Raw genomic sequence first — 14,880 nt, forward strand, 5'->3', positions numbered from 1 at the left:
CGATGTCTGGCGAAATTTCCATCGACGGTGTTTTCGTGCCTTCTTTGCTGGCGATATCCGTGCTCGCGCTGGTGTTGAGCGTGCTGGCATCCCGCTGCCTGGCGAGTTTCGGGCTGCATCGCTGGTTCGCGTGGCGCCCGGTCGTCGGCGTCTCCATTTTTGTGATTCTGTTCGGGCTGTTGATCCAGCTCGCGCCCCTGTTCGAGATCTGAAATGAAGCCCCTGTTCCAAAGCGTTGGCCGCTGGGCGGCGACGCTCCTTCTGTTCTCTGTTGCTGTCTACGTGGCACTGTCCCTGTGGCACCGCTATGAAAAAATGCCGTGGACGCGCGATGGCCACGTGCGCGCCGATGTCGTGCGGATATCGCCCGACCTGGGTGGTCTGGTCACACAAGTGCTGGTGCATGACAACGAGCGAGTGAAGGCCGGACAGCTTTTGCTGGTACTGGACCGCCCGCGTCTCGCGGCAGCGCTGGAGAAGGCGGACGCCGCCGTGCAAAGCGCACAAGCGATGCTCGGCCTTGCGCGGCGCGAATTGAAGCGCGACATCGCGCTGGGCGAGCTGGTCGCCGCCGAAGTCCGCGAACAGGACGCGGCCAAGGTCGATACGGCGCTGGCGACCCTGGCGCAGGCAAAGGCCGAGCATCGTGTCGCGTTGCTTAACGTGCAGCGCACGGAGGTCCGGGCGACGACGGATGGCATCGTGACCAATCTGGACCTGCATCCGGGCGATTTCCTCTCGCCGGGAACCCAGGCGATGGCGTTGGTCGATACCGATACGCTGCGTATCGAAGGCTATTTCGAGGAAACCAAGCTCAACTGCATCAGGGAAGGGGACGCCGCGATCATCCGCCTGATGGGGGAGAGCAAGGAGGTCCAGGGCCATGTGCAGAGCATCGCGGCAGGCATTGCGGACGACCAGCGCTCGAACAGTCATAACCTGCTGCCGAGCGTGCAGCCTACGTTTTCCTGGGTGCGGCTCGCGCAACGCATTCCGGTACGCATTAGCATCGACAAAGCGCAGCCGGACACGCGTCTGATCGCCGGTCGCACGGCGACCATCACGCTCGTTCCCCATGCCCATGCCGCAGGAGCCTGCGAATGAGCGAGAAGACGCCATCGTCCCGCGCGCTTGCGCTCATGCTTGTGCTGGCGCTCGCCGGTTGTGTTGCCGGACCGGACTACCGCGTGCCGCAACACGCCGTTGCCCTGTCGCCACAAGCCGAACGTGCCTTCGTGGCCGGCGATGACCTCGCCTATGCCGACGCGTATGTCGACGCCCCTGTGCCGGACACGTGGTGGACGCTATATGACGACGCGCAACTGAACACCTATGTCGCCGAGGCGCTGCGCGCGAACACCGATTTGCGCGTGGCCGACGCCCGCCTTCGGCAAGCCTCGGCCGCCTTGCGCGAAGCGCAGGAAGCCCGCACCATCCAGACGCAGGCACAGGCATCGGCATCCTTTGCCCATGTCGGCGGGTACACGCTGCCGATGTCCAGCACGCCGCAAACGTACGCGCTCGGCATCAACCTGTCCTATGCGCTGGATCTGGCCGGTGGCATCCGTCGAGGCATCGAAGCGGCCAACGCAAACGCCGACGCCGTTGCAGCGGCACGCGATCAGGTGCGCGTGGTCGTCGCGGCTGCCGTCACTCGCGCCTATGTCAACGTGTGCTCCGCGAACCGGACGTTGGCGGCAACCCGCCACGTACTTCATGTGCAGCGCCAAACCCTCGATGCCACGCGAAAATTGAGTACAGGCGGCAAGGGCACGGCATTCGACGTCAGCCGATCCAGCGCTGCCGCCAACGACAGCGAGGCCGCCATCCCCCATCTGCTCGCACAGCGCCAGGCGGCCTTGTTCGCGTTGGCGGCGTTGATGGGCAAGCTGCCCGCCGATTATCCGAAGTCGTTGGAAAATTGCATGCAGCCACCGAGCCTGAAGCAGCCCATTCCCGTCGGCGATGGCTGGCAACTGATCCGGCGGCGACCGGACATTCGCGAAGCCGAGCGACGTCTGGCGGCTGCCACTGCCATGATAGGCGTGGCCACGGCACAACTGTATCCACAAGTCAGCATCGGCGCCTCGGCGGGCTTTGCCGATTCGCTCACGAATCTCTTTTCTGCGGGCAGCTTCGGTGCGACGCTCGGGCCGCTGCTGTCGTGGCACTGGCCCAACCGCATGGCCGCGAAGGCGCGGATAGAGGCCGCCGGCGCGGGGGCCGATGCCGCCTTCGCGGCGTTCGACGGCGCGGTCGTGCAGGCATTGCAGCAGACCGAGACGGCGCTCGGCGCTTATGCGCGGGAAATCGAGCGCGAGCGCAGCCTTGCCAAAGCGCGTGACGATGCGGCTCGCGCCAGCGAACAGGCCAACCATCTGTTCCATTTCGGCAAGATCGGCTTTCTCGACGTGCTGTCCGCCGAAGCGGCGCTGGCGAATGCGGAATCCTCGCTTGCCGCGTCGCGCACGCAATTGCTCGACCGGCAGATCGACTTGTTTCTTGCGCTTGGCGGTGGATGGTCGGGCGTCTGAAATGAAAAAAGCCCGCTCCATAGGGCTGGGAGCGGGCGAAAGTCCCATGCGAACACCGGGCGTGCCGGGTGACGCATGACGACAGGAGACGCGCCTGTGGGAAAGTCGTCGATGCCTGCCGGGCCTTAGGGGAAGTGAGGCGGCGGCAGGAATGACGGCTGGCCCGGGACTTCATGGGTGGGCAAGGGCGCGCGCCTGTCAGTGGGACGTAGGGAGTTCAGGGAACTCAGGGAACGCACGGGACATCGGGGGCATGGAGGCCATGCGGAACCTTCAGTATGCTGGCATGCCCGGCAGTTCAGGGATGCGAATATTTCATCTCGCCTTGCTGTCGAGCGCGCACGAGTTCGTCGTAGACCTGAGCACGCGTCTTTCCCGGCTCGTTGGCGTTGTTCAACGGCTTGAGCGCCGGGTAGTCGTAATCGTTCTGGGGAATGAGGCCCTGAGTCCGCGCTTCGACCAGTTCCTGACGGACTTGCTCACGCGTGAGCGGGGTCGTCTGAGCCACCCAGGCGTACGGTGAGCCATCGGGATAGGCGTCGCTCGAAAGACGTGACGATGCGGACTGAGCTAATGCGGCGCCTGCGCCGGTGGCCATCACGGCCGAGATCAAGGCTGAGGCAATCAACTTGCGATTCATGGCGATAACTCCTGTTCTTCTGTGCTGGGGGGCGCTCGGTGCGCGACCGCTGGAGCCAGTCTATGCCCCGGGCTATCACAGAAAAACGGCAATAAAGCCAATAAATAATTACGTGAATCGCAACAATGCGCCATGTGTTGGCATCCGAGGCGAGCTCGCATGCCAAGTGCGCTGTCGGTGCGCCCGGCACATGAAAAACGCCACCCCGAGGGTGGCGTCGTTCACGTCCGTCCGTACGTCGTGCGGGGTTCAGCGCGTCGCGATGGCCACTGCGGCGCCCGCCATGACGGTGCCGGTTGCACGATTGAGTCGCTTTACTGCGCGTGCCGAACTGAGCAAGCGCCGTGCACGTGCGGCCAGCGCGATGTAGCTCCCGAAGACGATGGCGAGCACCGTCAACGTCACACCCACGACCTCCACGTAACCGAGCGCCGTGACGCGCTCCAGATCGAGCAGGTTAGGCAGCAACGCGAAATAGAACACGACGACCTTTGGGTTACCCATGGTGACGGACAGACCGCCCAGAAACAGGCGCCACGATTTCTCACGCGGCGCGGCCGCCAATGGCTCCGTTGGCGGAATCGCCGGCGCGTTCCACATCTTCCACGCGAGGTAGAGCAGGTACGCCGCGCCTGCGTACTTGATCGCGAGGAACACACCGGAGAACGTATGGGCCAGCGCCGCAACACCGAGCACGGCAAGCGTGAGCCAAACGACGTCCCCGATGGCCACGCCCGCACTGAAGGCGACGGCGCCTTGCGTGCCACGTCCGAGCACGCGCGCCACAATCGCCGCGATGCCCGGGCCCGGCGTGCCGGCCCCGACGAACAAGGCGAGGGCAAAGGTCAACAAATGCGTCCATTCCATCTCGCGTCTCCTCGCGTTGATGATGATCAGACCTGTCCGAAAAGCATCATGCGCCCAGCCAAGGCAACCCGCGGAAGCACCAGCCGCTCACATGCTTGCGGTGACCGGCGCTGTCCTTGTCGCCTTCGAAGCCTTCCAGAATATCGAACGACTGCGTATAGCCCGCTTCGTAGGCAACCTTTGCGGCGGCTTTCGAGCGCGCCGCACTCCGGCACAGAAACAGCAACGGCGTCGTCTTGTCCGGCGTCTGGGACGCAAGCTGTTCGAGAAACTGTTCATTGGGCACGCCGCCCGGGTAGCGAACCCATTCGACATTGGCGTACTGCCCGTCCGGCACCTGGGGGCGCCCGACCCAATCGAGCTCCGCGCGCGTGCGCACGTCGATCAGCCGGACATTCGCGTCGGCCTTGAGCAGTTCCAGCGCTTCTTCCGGCGTGACAGCGCCGGCGTAGGTGAGTTGCCCCGCGGCGCGACGTTGCGTGGCTTGATCGAGGATGGCTTTGGCGCTTGTCATACGGTTGTGATCTCGCTAGTCGATGGTTGTCCTTCATTCTAGCGTGGGCCAAACGCAAGGTGCGTGTTTCGTAGCGTGGCCAGGGATTGGGACTCGTCCGGATATTCTGCGCTTCGCGCACAGCCGGGCGTGTGTGACGCATTATGTCGGTGCAGCGCGGCGCACAAGTTAGGGTCACGTCGCCGAGAAAAATGCACTCAAAAGGTGCATAATCCATCAATGCACCAATTTGGCGATGTTTTGGCGCAATTCGCACCGAAATGGAGAATTGACGCCCACGAGCGGGAATTCGGTACTACGCGCACCAGAATCGATTATTTCCTTAGAAATCAGTGGGCGAGGGTGAGATGCGGCAGGAAGTCGTGCGGCTGGCACGCTTCCTGCTTATCAACGACGAATCCGAACACGGAGTTCGTTAAGAGGGTGCGGCGACGCAGGCGATGAGCGCCAGCAGCGCCAGATTGAATCTTTCGGGAGATAGCATGAGCAAATCTGTGGCAGATGTGATGAACCTGGTTAAGGAAGAAGACGTCAAGTTCGTCGACTTCCGCTTTACGGACACGCGCGGCAAAGAGCAGCACGTCTCGGTGCCCGTGTCGCACTTCGACGCCGACAAGTTCGAGAGCGGTCACGCTTTCGACGGTTCGTCGATTGCTGGCTGGAAGGGCATCGAAGCCTCGGACATGCTGCTGGTGCCGGACGCCAACACCGCTTACATCGATCCGTTCTATGAAGAAAGCACGCTGGTGCTGACCTGCGACGTGATCGAACCGGCCGATGGCAAGGGTTACGACCGCGATCCGCGCTCCATCGCCAAGCGCGCTGAAGCCTACCTGAAGAGCACGGGCCTGGGCGACACCGCCTTCTTCGGTCCGGAACCGGAATTCTTCATTTTCGACTCGGTCCAGTGGAATACGGACATGTCGGGCACGTTCGTGAAGATCAATTCGGAAGAAGCCCCGTGGTCGTCGTCGAAGGACTTCGAAGGCGGCAACACCGGCCACCGTCCGGGCACGAAGGGCGGTTACTTCCCGGTCGCGCCGGTCGATACGTTCCAGGACATGCGCTCGGAGATGTGCCTGTTGCTCGAACAACTGGGCGTGCCGGTCGAAGTGCACCACCACGAAGTCGCTGGCCAGGGCCAGAACGAAATCGGCACGAAGTTCTCGACGCTCGTCGAGCGCGCCGACTGGACGCAGATCCTGAAGTACGTCGTGCATAACGTCGCCCACAGCTACGGCAAGACGGCTACGTTCATGCCGAAGCCGATCGTTGGCGACAACGGCTCGGGCATGCACATCCACCAGTCGATCTGGAAGGATGGTCAGAACCTGTTCGCCGGCAATGGCTACGGCGGTCTGTCGGAATTCGCGCTGTACTACATCGGCGGCATCATCAAGCACGCCCGCGCCCTGAACGCGATCGTGAACCCGTCGACGAACTCGTACAAGCGTCTCGTGCCGCACTTCGAAGCCCCGGTGAAGCTGGCCTACTCGGCGCGCAACCGTTCGGCCTCGATCCGTATTCCGTACGTTGCCAACCCGAAGGGCCGCCGCATCGAAGCGCGCTTCCCGGACCCGATGGCCAACCCGTACCTGGCTTTCTCGGCCATGCTGATGGCCGGTCTGGACGGCGTGCAGAACAAGATTCATCCGGGCGAAGCCGCCGACAAGAACCTGTACGACCTGCCGCCGGAAGAGGATGCAAAGATCCCGACCGTGTGTGCAAGCCTCGAACAGGCGCTGGAGTACCTGAACGAAGACCGCGAGTTCCTGACCCGTGGCGGCGTGTTCACGGACGGCATGCTCGATTCGTACATCGCACTCAAGACGGACGAAGCTCGCCGCGTGGCCATGACCACGCACCCGCTCGAGTTCGAAATGTACTACTCGCTGTAATCGAACGCCGCGCAGGGAATGCGCCGGCATGACGGAACGCCAGCGGCCGACCGTCATGCACGACAAGCACGGGGGATGGCCGCGGCCGTCCCCCTTTTTTATCCGTCGCACCAAATGGTCATGCATTCCCCTCTGGCTTCCCGTTTCCCGTCATGGCAGTGCGAAGCTGTCACGAACTTATCGCCTCGAACCTAGATGAAAAGTGTCCGCGCTGGTGAGAAAGGGCAGACGAAGCGAGCCGCGCACGCTGCCGCCGAGAATCCCGCTGCCACCGATTTGACGTCCGACGCTGCCGCGCCCGTGGCGGGGGCTCATGTGTCCGTGTTGCATGCGAGTGTCGACCCCTGGGAAGCGAAGCTGGCCGCGACCGGCATTCTGCCGGGGCTCGAAGCGCTGCCGACCGTGTTGCTGGTGCTCGAAAAGCATTCGTTGCGCGTCGTTTTCGCCAATCCGGCCGCAGAGGCGCTGCTGGCGCTCTCACGCCGCTCGCTGTCTCAGATGACGTGGAACGACGTGTTCACGAACGGCGAAGTGCTCGCGTCGACGATGGCGGAGCTCATCGCCAATCACTTTCAGACGACGCGCCTCGATCTGGTGCTTGAGCGCACCGCGCAGGAGCCGTTGCATACGCACGCCATTGTGGCTGCACCGGAAGCGGCCCCCGATTTCGTCATCGTCGAGCTGATCGAGAACGAACAGAAGCTCAAGAACGAACGTGAAGAGCGGATCATCGATCAGGCGTTGATGAACAAGCAGCTCATTCGCAACCTTGCGCATGAAATCAAGAATCCGCTCGGCGGGATTCGCGGCGCGGCGCAGTTGCTGGAGTTCGAACTCGACCAGCGCGAGCTGCGTGAGTACACGCAGGTCATCATCAAGGAGTCCGACAGACTTCAGACGCTGGTCGACCGCCTGCTGGAGCCGCACCGTCATCCTTATATCGCCACGGACGTGAACATCCACGAGGTGTGCGAGCGCGTGCGTTCGGTGGTGCTCGCCGAATTCCCTCAGGGGTTGTCGATCGAGCGGGATTACGACGTGAGTCTGCCCGACTTTCGTGGCGACAAGGAGCAACTCATTCAGGCGTTACTCAACATCGTGCGCAACGGCGCGGAAGCGTTGCGCGAACAAATCGCGCGTGGCGACGCCCGCATCGTTTTGCGCACGCGCGTCGCGCGAAAGATCACGATTGCCAAGCGATTGCACAAGCTGGCATTGGAATTGCATGTGATCGACAACGGGCCCGGCATTCCTGCCGACATTCGTGATCGCATCTTCTACCCGCTCGTCTCCGGGCGCGAAGGAGGCAGCGGTCTGGGACTTACGCTGGCGCAGTCGTTCGTGCAGCGTCACGACGGTCTGATCGAATGTGAAAGCCGGCCCGGACGGACGGATTTTCGAATCCTGCTGCCCCTGGGCTGATGCGGCCCTCACGCCGTCGGCCGTACACCTGCGGCCGGGCATAGACGTTACACGGTGAACAATGAAGCCGATCTGGATAGTAGACGACGACCAATCGATTCGATGGGTGCTGGAAAAAGCACTCTCGCGAGCCAACCTGCCGGTGCGCAGCTTCACCGGTCCGCGCGAAGCCAGCGCGGCGCTCGAACACGACTCGCCGCAGGTGCTTGTCTCGGACATCCGCATGGCGGGCGGCTCCGGGCTCGAACTGCTGCAAATGGCCAAGCAACGGCATCCCGGACTGCCGGTCATCATCATGACGGCGTTCTCGGATCTCGATAGCGCGGTAGCCGCCTTTCAGGGCGGGGCGTTCGAGTACCTTGCCAAACCCTTCGATGTGGATCGCGCGGTCGAGCTGATCCTGCGTGCCGTCGAAGAGAGTCTGCGTGAAGCGACGGACGACGAGCGCATTACCGAAGAGCCCGAAATTCTGGGTCAGGCGAGCGCGATGCAGGATGTGTTTCGCGCCATCGGCCGATTGTCCCATTCGAGCGCCACGGTGCTCATCACCGGCGAGTCCGGCTCGGGCAAGGAACTGGTGGCGCGCGCACTGCATCGGCACTCGCCGCGCGCCTCCGGCCCGTTCATTGCGCTCAATACGGCGGCCATCCCGAAGGATCTGTTGGAGTCCGAGCTCTTCGGCCACGAACGCGGGGCGTTCACGGGGGCGCAGGCAACGCGTCGCGGACGCTTCGAGCAAGCCGAGAGCGGCACGTTGTTTCTCGACGAAATCGGCGACATGCCGCTGGATCTGCAGACGCGCTTGCTGCGCGTGCTCTCGGACGGCAATTACTACCGCGTAGGCGGTCACAGCCCGATCAAGGCGAACGTGCGCGTGATCGCGGCCACGCACCAGAATCTCGAGGACCGGGTGCGTCAGGGACTGTTCCGCGAAGACCTGTATCACCGTCTGAATGTGATCCGGCTGCGGCTGCCGTCGTTGCGCGAACGTAGCGAGGACATTCCGCTGCTGGTGCGTCACTTCCTGCAAAAGAGTGCGCGTGAGCTGGGCGTCGAGACGAAGCGAATCAGCGAGGCGGCGCTTGTGCACCTCACGCGCTTCCCGTTCCCGGGCAACGTGCGTCAGCTGGAAAACCTGAGCAACTGGCTTACCGTCATGGCGCCGGCGCAAACGGTGGAAATCAAGGACCTGCCGCCCGAGTTTCAAACGACGGTGCCGGTCTCCGTCGTATCGGCGCAACCTTCCTATGCCGGTGCGACGTCTGCCGGCGCCGCCATGTCGCCATCGTCCGGCGCGAGTGCCGGCTATGGGAGCGTGGGCGGTGTGCCGTCGCCTGCCGTTGCAGGCGGGAACCACGCTAACGGCGGGAGCGGTGGCGTCGGTGGCGCTTCCGGCGAGATGGCCGCCGCGTCCGCCATGGCGGGCGGCGAGAGCTGGGAGCCGATCTTGCGTCGCGAGGTCGCGCGACTGCTGCGTTCGGCCTCACCTGATGTGATGGACCAGCTCACGCGGCGCTTCGAAACCGCGCTGATCAATGAGGCGCTCGACTTCACGCGAGGGCGAAAGGTCGAAGCGGCAAGCCGTCTCGGCATCGGCCGCAATACGATCACGCGCAAGATTCAAGAGCTCGGACTGGAATCCTGAAGCTGGAATCCCGGCGAGAAACGGGGTAGGCTCCTTTGTTTCCTCACAACGCAACAAGGGAGCCGTAAACATGGCAAGACGCATCCTGTTGACGGGCGCTACCGGACAGGTCGGCTGGGAGTTGGCACGTTGTCTGCAGGGCATGGGCGACGTGCACGCCCCCGGGCGAAACGAAATGGACCTGCTCGATACCGACAGCGTCGCAAGGACCTTGCGCGACTTCGCGCCCGATCTGATCATTAATCCGGCGGCTTACACGGCGGTCGACCGCGCGGAGACGGACGAGGCGGCCGCGTATCAGGTCAACGCCGTGGTGCCCGGCATCATGGCCGAAGAGGCGAAGCGTCTCGGCGCCCTTGTCGTGCATTACTCTACGGACTACGTATTCGACGGCACCTCAACGGCGCCGTACCGAGAGGACGAACCCACCAATCCGCAAAACGCCTATGGCCGCACCAAGCTGGCCGGCGAGGCGGCCATCGCCGCGAGCGGGGCGAACCATCTGGTGCTGCGTACCAGTTGGGTGTACGGCACGCGCGGCGCCAACTTTTTGCTGACCGTGCAGCGGCTGGCGCGCGAGCGCGACGAACTGCGCATCGTCGCCGATCAGCACGGTGCGCCCACGTGGTCCCGGACGATTGCGGAGCTGACGTCGCAAGTCCTGGCGCAGGGACTCACGCCGACCGGCATCAATGTCGACTTCTGGCGCGAGCGTGGCGGCCTTTATCACCTGACGGCGGCAGGGCAGACGACGTGGCACGGTTTCACCGAGGCGATTCTGGATCTGAGCGCACCGGAAAAACGTCCCGCGGTTGTGGCAATTCCGACTTCGGCTTACCCGCTGCCCGCCAGACGTCCGGCATTTTCCGTGCTGGATAACGACAAGCTTGCGCGGCATTTCGGCGTTCGTGCGCCGGACTGGCGCGACGCCCTCAAACTCTGTCTCGCCTGAAGCGATGGCTGTCCTTCCAGGACTGCGCGGCTAAATCGGAAATTCCTTAGCGCGCAGTTCGAGGTTCTTTCGGCAACATGATGGCTTTTTGTGCATGCGCCCTTCGCATGCCGAGGAGCGATACATCATGCCGTTTCGACGCGCGGTCAGCTTCGATGGACAAGCCCCGTCGGGCGCGGGGGCGCTGGCGCCGGCGGCGAAGGTTCGCGCCAACGCGGACGTCGGCATCGCCCGCACTCACCTGGCGCTGCGCAGCGCGGCGCCGCCCGACGCGCTGCGTTACGCCATCATGCGAGCCGATGTGAACGAGCGACGCGAGATTCTGCTTCAGGTGTCGTGGCTGACCTACGCGCTAACGCAAACTTCCGGCCTGGGCGATGCCGGCGATCGATGCGTCGGTGCCGCTCGCGCAGGTGTGCGGGCCGACGCGGCACGGGGTCATTTGCCTTTCGATCGGCGAGCGCTCGAACGTGCCTGGGCGGTCAGGTTTTCCCACCTGTTGCCCGATACGCGGGCCGCCGTCGTATCGCGCGATATGGTGGCGTGGTGTTCAACATGTCACGATCCGGTGTCTCGCGCGAGCCAATGGCGCTCGTTTCCCGCATGCGACGAGGTGCTGCCCGATTTCGCGTCGTTTGCGTATTTGCCAATACGCGAGTGGCCCGCCCGCGCGCTGAGTGTCGCGCTGACATTGTCGAATCTGCGTGACGCTGTCCTTCCCGATTTGTCGCTTTCCGATGCCGATCTGCGTGGCCTTCGCGCTTGCGGCGCAACGTTTTGCGGCGGGCAGTTCAATGGCGCGGCGTGGTGCGATGCAACGCTGCGACGCGCGGGATTCGCGTACGCGAATCACGTGACGGCCAATTTCGAAGGCGCCGACCTGCGAGAGGCCTGCTTTCGCGCGGCCGATCTCAGTCGGTCACGCATGGTGAATGCCGACCTTCGCGGGGCGACGTTTTCGCATACCGTCATGACGCATGCCGATTTGAGTGACGCCCGATGTCAGGGCATTGTGTTCGCGAAGGTGCGCGCCGATGACGCGACATTTCATCGGGCGCGCCTGCGTGGCACGCATGTCACGAACAGCAGCGCCTGTGGTCTGGCGCTTGTCTGCGCACAGGCCAAGCGCTCGCGGTGGACCGCAGTGACGATGCGCAATGGGCGCGCGACAGGGGCCGACTTGCGGGGGAGCGAATTTCGACAATGCGATCTGGTGGGATGGGACGCGAGCGGCGCCAGGCTCAACGGCGCGCAGTTCGAGTCGTGCGACATGCGGGGCGTGCGATTTTCCGGGGCGAGTCTCAAGCGTATCGTCGTCGGACCGGATTGCGATCTGTCCGGCTCGCAATGGCATGACGCCCGCCTTCGACTCGACGGCGCGTGGTTGCGTCGACGCTCCCCCACGGAGCTCGATGCTGTCGTACGGTCCTGGATGACGTTTCCCGTCGATCAGCCGGCGCTTCGGGCGAGCGTTTTTCTCCAACTGTTGACGGCGCTTTCGAGCACGTCGTGTTTGATGACGACGCGGCAGGAAACGGCGCCGTCGCTGCACCGATTGCCTGAGCATGTGATGCGCAGCGAATGGTTGGGGCGCTTGCTGGTCGCACCGCCCGAGCAGGGGGGACTCGGCGCGCACGAGGCGTTTGCGACGTTGCGGAAGCAATGGGTGGCGCATCGCCTGTCGGCATTGACGGACGATCGGCTCGGGTACGCTGAGGCGCAATGGGTTTCGACGGCGTTGGCGGGGGCGTTGCACAGACGGTGCGCCTCGACGTCGCCGACGGCCGTATGGCCGTATGCGGGGGCGATGTGTCAGACCCTTTACTGGGTCGGGCAAGGCGCCGCGAGCGGGATGGCGATGGCGCAGGGGGGCGAGGAGGCGTTGCGTGCGGCATGGTTCGGTGTATTGCCGCCGCAGGTTCATGTCGCCTTGTCCGGCGACGGTGTCAGCGCGCTCGACCCCGCATTCCTCGTACTCATTCGCGCCGACGGCACTCTCGCGGCGCGTTTGCCGACGGCATTGTTCGCCGGAGCGCTCGGGACTTCAACGTCAGGGCAGCCGAAGGACGGGGATACCGCATTCGCGGACGATCCGCTGCCCGGGTGGCCCTGGGTTGGCACGCGCGTGGTGGCCCGCGACGCCAAGTCACCCAACGATTTTGTGCCGGGCACGATGCGGCAATTGCAGACATTGTTGCGGGAATTCGGTTGCCTCTCCGGCGTCTGGCCGCTGGAGCGATCGCTCGATGCGTTCATTCGTCTCGTGGGCCGCTGGGTGGGCGAGGACGCCCAGGCGCGGGCGAACGCGGCGTGCAGCGGGACCTGGCGTGCGCCGGAAGGCGGCGTTCTCGGCCGGTCGCACGCATCGACGCTCGCACCGCTAAGTCTCGCGGATAGATCGGAGGCGCTGACCGGCGCTTCGGCGTCACCGGAACGGGTGAAATTGCGAATGACGGCGCATGCCGATATCGAGGAGATTTTTCGCGAACATCCGGTCATGTCGCCGCAGTCCGATGCGCCGCTAAGTCTTTCGATGTCGCGTCGCGCCCGGTGGGTGTCGCTCGTGGCCGGCTTTGCATGGCTGGCCACGCAGCCGGAGTGGTATTGGGCGCCTGCGCTGGCGAGCCACGGCGACACTGCGCCCGATGCCGCACGGCTCGCGTGCCGCCGATACGCGCTTGCGCTTCTGAACGAGACGATGATCGGCGACGCGTTGTGGCGACGATTGCCGCAGGCCGTGGCATTGCGTGCCTGTCTGTCGGACGACACGCGCTCGTCTCGTCACCTTGCGCAATTGCTGGCTGAGTGGCTGACATGTCCCGACATTCGCGAGGTGCCGGGATTGGCATTGGCATGCCGCGACACGCTTCCCTGGTTCTGGGCGGTGCGCTTCCCGCTTCCGGCCGACACGACGCGCGAAGCTGTGCTGACGTGTGCATCCAGTCGGGGCGCACGCACGACAGGCGCACATGACAACGGGCAGCGCGGTGAAGGGTTCGATGCGGGGCCGAATGAACGACAGGACTGAACGACAGATCGAGCGACAGACTGTGCGACAGACTGAGCGAAGGCATGAACCATGCAATGAACGATGAAATGAGGGGCGCTTTGCCTGATATTCCGGCATCGGGGCGGCGGTGCTTTCGTGGTAAAAATACGTACGCGCAATGCGTTGTCCCGAATAGGCAGCGCCTCCGGTCGGCAGGGCGCGTGGCATTTCGGTAAGTTGGCGACATTTGTGGGTTTTTGGCCGCGGATGTCCGCGCGTAGAGGGTCGCCCAAGCCGCGGCCACACGGGCGGGAATGCGGGGAAGGCCAAAGCCTTGTTCCCAGACTCTCAGGGTTTCGTACCCTCCAGGCATCATGCACTCGACTTGTATTGCGTCAGGCTATCCGGGGTTCGTGGCGGTCAACCGTCGCGAGCTTGACGCACATGCTCCACTCTCCTGGCCCTTGTTCGACGCCGACGGCACACCGTTGTTGGCGGCGGGCGAGCGATTACCGTCCGAAGCGGATCTCGATTGGCTATTCACGATGTTCGCACCGCATCGCCCGCTTCCCGACGCAGCGACGACGGGCGAGGCCGCAGGTCGCACCGAAGCGGCAAATTCCGCGTCGGCGCTCGACTCGGGGGCATCCACGGTCTATCTGCAAGGTTTGCCGGTTCCGCTGCCGATCGGTGCATGGCTTCAGGTGCGTGTCGCCCCGGACGCCGAGACGGCTCGCGTGCGTGCCAGACTAATCGGGCGCGCGCCGAACGGCATGCTGATCCTCACGCCGCCCTCCGCGGGCGAGACACGGTTGCCGCTGGTGGCAGGCGACCGGCTGGCACTCTGGACGTTTCCTGGCGACAATCTCTACGAGTTCACTTGCGAGGTGCATAGCGTGCATCACGGTCCGTTCGACTACGTGGTGGTGTCGCGACCGTCGCAAGTGCGGGAGACGCCCGTGCGCCGTACGCCGCGCGTCGATACGCGACTCGTGGCGCGTTTGTCGGCAATCGACGAGACGTCGCGCGCGTCGTTCCGACGCTTGCTGGCGGATCCGCAGGACACGCCGGAATGGCTCGTGCTGGTGCGTGACATCAGTGCGGATGGGGCTGGCATTGTCGCGAAGGCGCCATTGCCGCAGGGATGCACGCACGTCGCGTTGCAGTTCCGCGTGCCCATCGGCGCGGACATTGTGCCGATTCTGGGAATGGCGGCGGTGAGGGGCGTTGAAGGGCCGCGTGCGGATGGCACCTGGGCCTACGGCCTCGAGTTCATGCAGATGGACACCCGTAACAAGGCGGCCATTCGCTGCTTCGTGTATGAATCGCGGCTGACCGATCCGCGCGCGAGTCACTGACCGGTCGACGTCGCGCCATCAACGGAAAACGGCACCCTGGGGTGCCGTTTCTTCTTGCCGG

Annotated in this window: 11 protein-coding genes and 1 pseudogene; 9 read left to right on the top strand and 3 right to left on the bottom strand. The window is 64.0% G+C overall.

Translation table 11 applies throughout. The features are described 5' to 3' along the window. Positions 1-2 precede the first annotated feature (2 nt). From UC34_RS10260 to UC34_RS10270, 3 genes are read left to right on the top strand one after another with little or no spacing between them, the layout of a single operon-like run. Positions 3-212 (top strand): DUF1656 domain-containing protein, encoded by a 210-nt coding sequence (locus UC34_RS10260; protein ID WP_044455451.1) that lies wholly within the window; start codon positions 3-5, stop codon positions 210-212. Between the two features lies 1 nt (position 213). After that, positions 214-1,104, top strand: coding sequence for an efflux RND transporter periplasmic adaptor subunit (locus tag UC34_RS10265; RefSeq protein ID WP_044455453.1), 891 nt, complete (start codon positions 214-216; stop codon positions 1,102-1,104). Further along, on the top strand, positions 1,101-2,534 hold the full coding sequence (locus UC34_RS10270; protein WP_044455454.1) for an efflux transporter outer membrane subunit: 1,434 nt from the start codon (positions 1,101-1,103) through the stop codon (positions 2,532-2,534). The genes UC34_RS10265 and UC34_RS10270 overlap by 4 nt, the downstream gene beginning before the upstream one ends. A gap of 298 nt (positions 2,535-2,832) precedes the next feature. Here the strand turns inward: UC34_RS10270 and UC34_RS10275 are convergent, their stop codons facing one another. The 3 genes from UC34_RS10275 to UC34_RS10285 form a co-directional block, all read right to left on the bottom strand. Then, entirely contained in the window at positions 2,833-3,174 is a 342-nt protein-coding gene (locus tag UC34_RS10275; RefSeq protein WP_044455455.1) for a DUF4148 domain-containing protein, read from the bottom strand. A 249-nt stretch (positions 3,175-3,423) separates the two neighbouring features. Beyond that, the gene (locus UC34_RS10280; protein WP_044455456.1) at positions 3,424-4,041 is read right to left on the bottom strand and encodes a LysE family translocator; all 618 of its coding nucleotides are present in this window, start codon (positions 4,039-4,041) and stop codon (positions 3,424-3,426) included. A 46-nt stretch (positions 4,042-4,087) separates the two neighbouring features. Beyond that, positions 4,088-4,555, bottom strand: a complete 468-nt coding sequence (locus UC34_RS10285; RefSeq protein WP_044455457.1) for a rhodanese-like domain-containing protein — start codon at positions 4,553-4,555, stop codon at positions 4,088-4,090. Between the two features lie 482 nt (positions 4,556-5,037). On the opposite strand from UC34_RS10285, the gene glnA reads away from it, so the two are divergent. From glnA to UC34_RS10315, 6 genes and pseudogenes are all read left to right on the top strand, one after another. Then, on the top strand, positions 5,038-6,453 hold the full coding sequence (gene glnA, locus UC34_RS10290) for a type I glutamate--ammonia ligase (protein ID WP_044455458.1): 1,416 nt from the start codon (positions 5,038-5,040) through the stop codon (positions 6,451-6,453). Between the two features lie 369 nt (positions 6,454-6,822). After that, positions 6,823-7,875 (top strand): annotated as a pseudogene (glnL, locus tag UC34_RS10295) (nitrogen regulation protein NR(II)); the annotation flags it as partial. Between the two features lie 61 nt (positions 7,876-7,936). Beyond that, positions 7,937-9,520: a nitrogen regulation protein NR(I) gene (ntrC, locus tag UC34_RS10300; RefSeq protein WP_044455459.1), complete on the top strand. Its 1,584-nt coding sequence runs from the start codon at positions 7,937-7,939 to the stop codon at positions 9,518-9,520. Between the two features lie 70 nt (positions 9,521-9,590). Next, complete coding sequence (gene rfbD, locus UC34_RS10305; protein WP_044455460.1) at positions 9,591-10,472, top strand: dTDP-4-dehydrorhamnose reductase; 882 nt, start codon at positions 9,591-9,593, stop codon at positions 10,470-10,472. A 127-nt stretch (positions 10,473-10,599) separates the two neighbouring features. Next, the gene (locus UC34_RS10310; protein ID WP_167370655.1) at positions 10,600-13,500 is read left to right on the top strand and encodes a pentapeptide repeat-containing protein; all 2,901 of its coding nucleotides are present in this window, start codon (positions 10,600-10,602) and stop codon (positions 13,498-13,500) included. Between the two features lie 335 nt (positions 13,501-13,835). Next, positions 13,836-14,819 (top strand): flagellar brake protein, encoded by a 984-nt coding sequence (locus UC34_RS10315; protein WP_167370656.1) that lies wholly within the window; start codon positions 13,836-13,838, stop codon positions 14,817-14,819. Positions 14,820-14,880 lie beyond the last annotated feature (61 nt).

It is taken from the genome of Pandoraea vervacti, from assembly GCF_000934605.2.
In the GTDB taxonomy this organism is placed as follows: domain Bacteria; phylum Pseudomonadota; class Gammaproteobacteria; order Burkholderiales; family Burkholderiaceae; genus Pandoraea; species Pandoraea vervacti.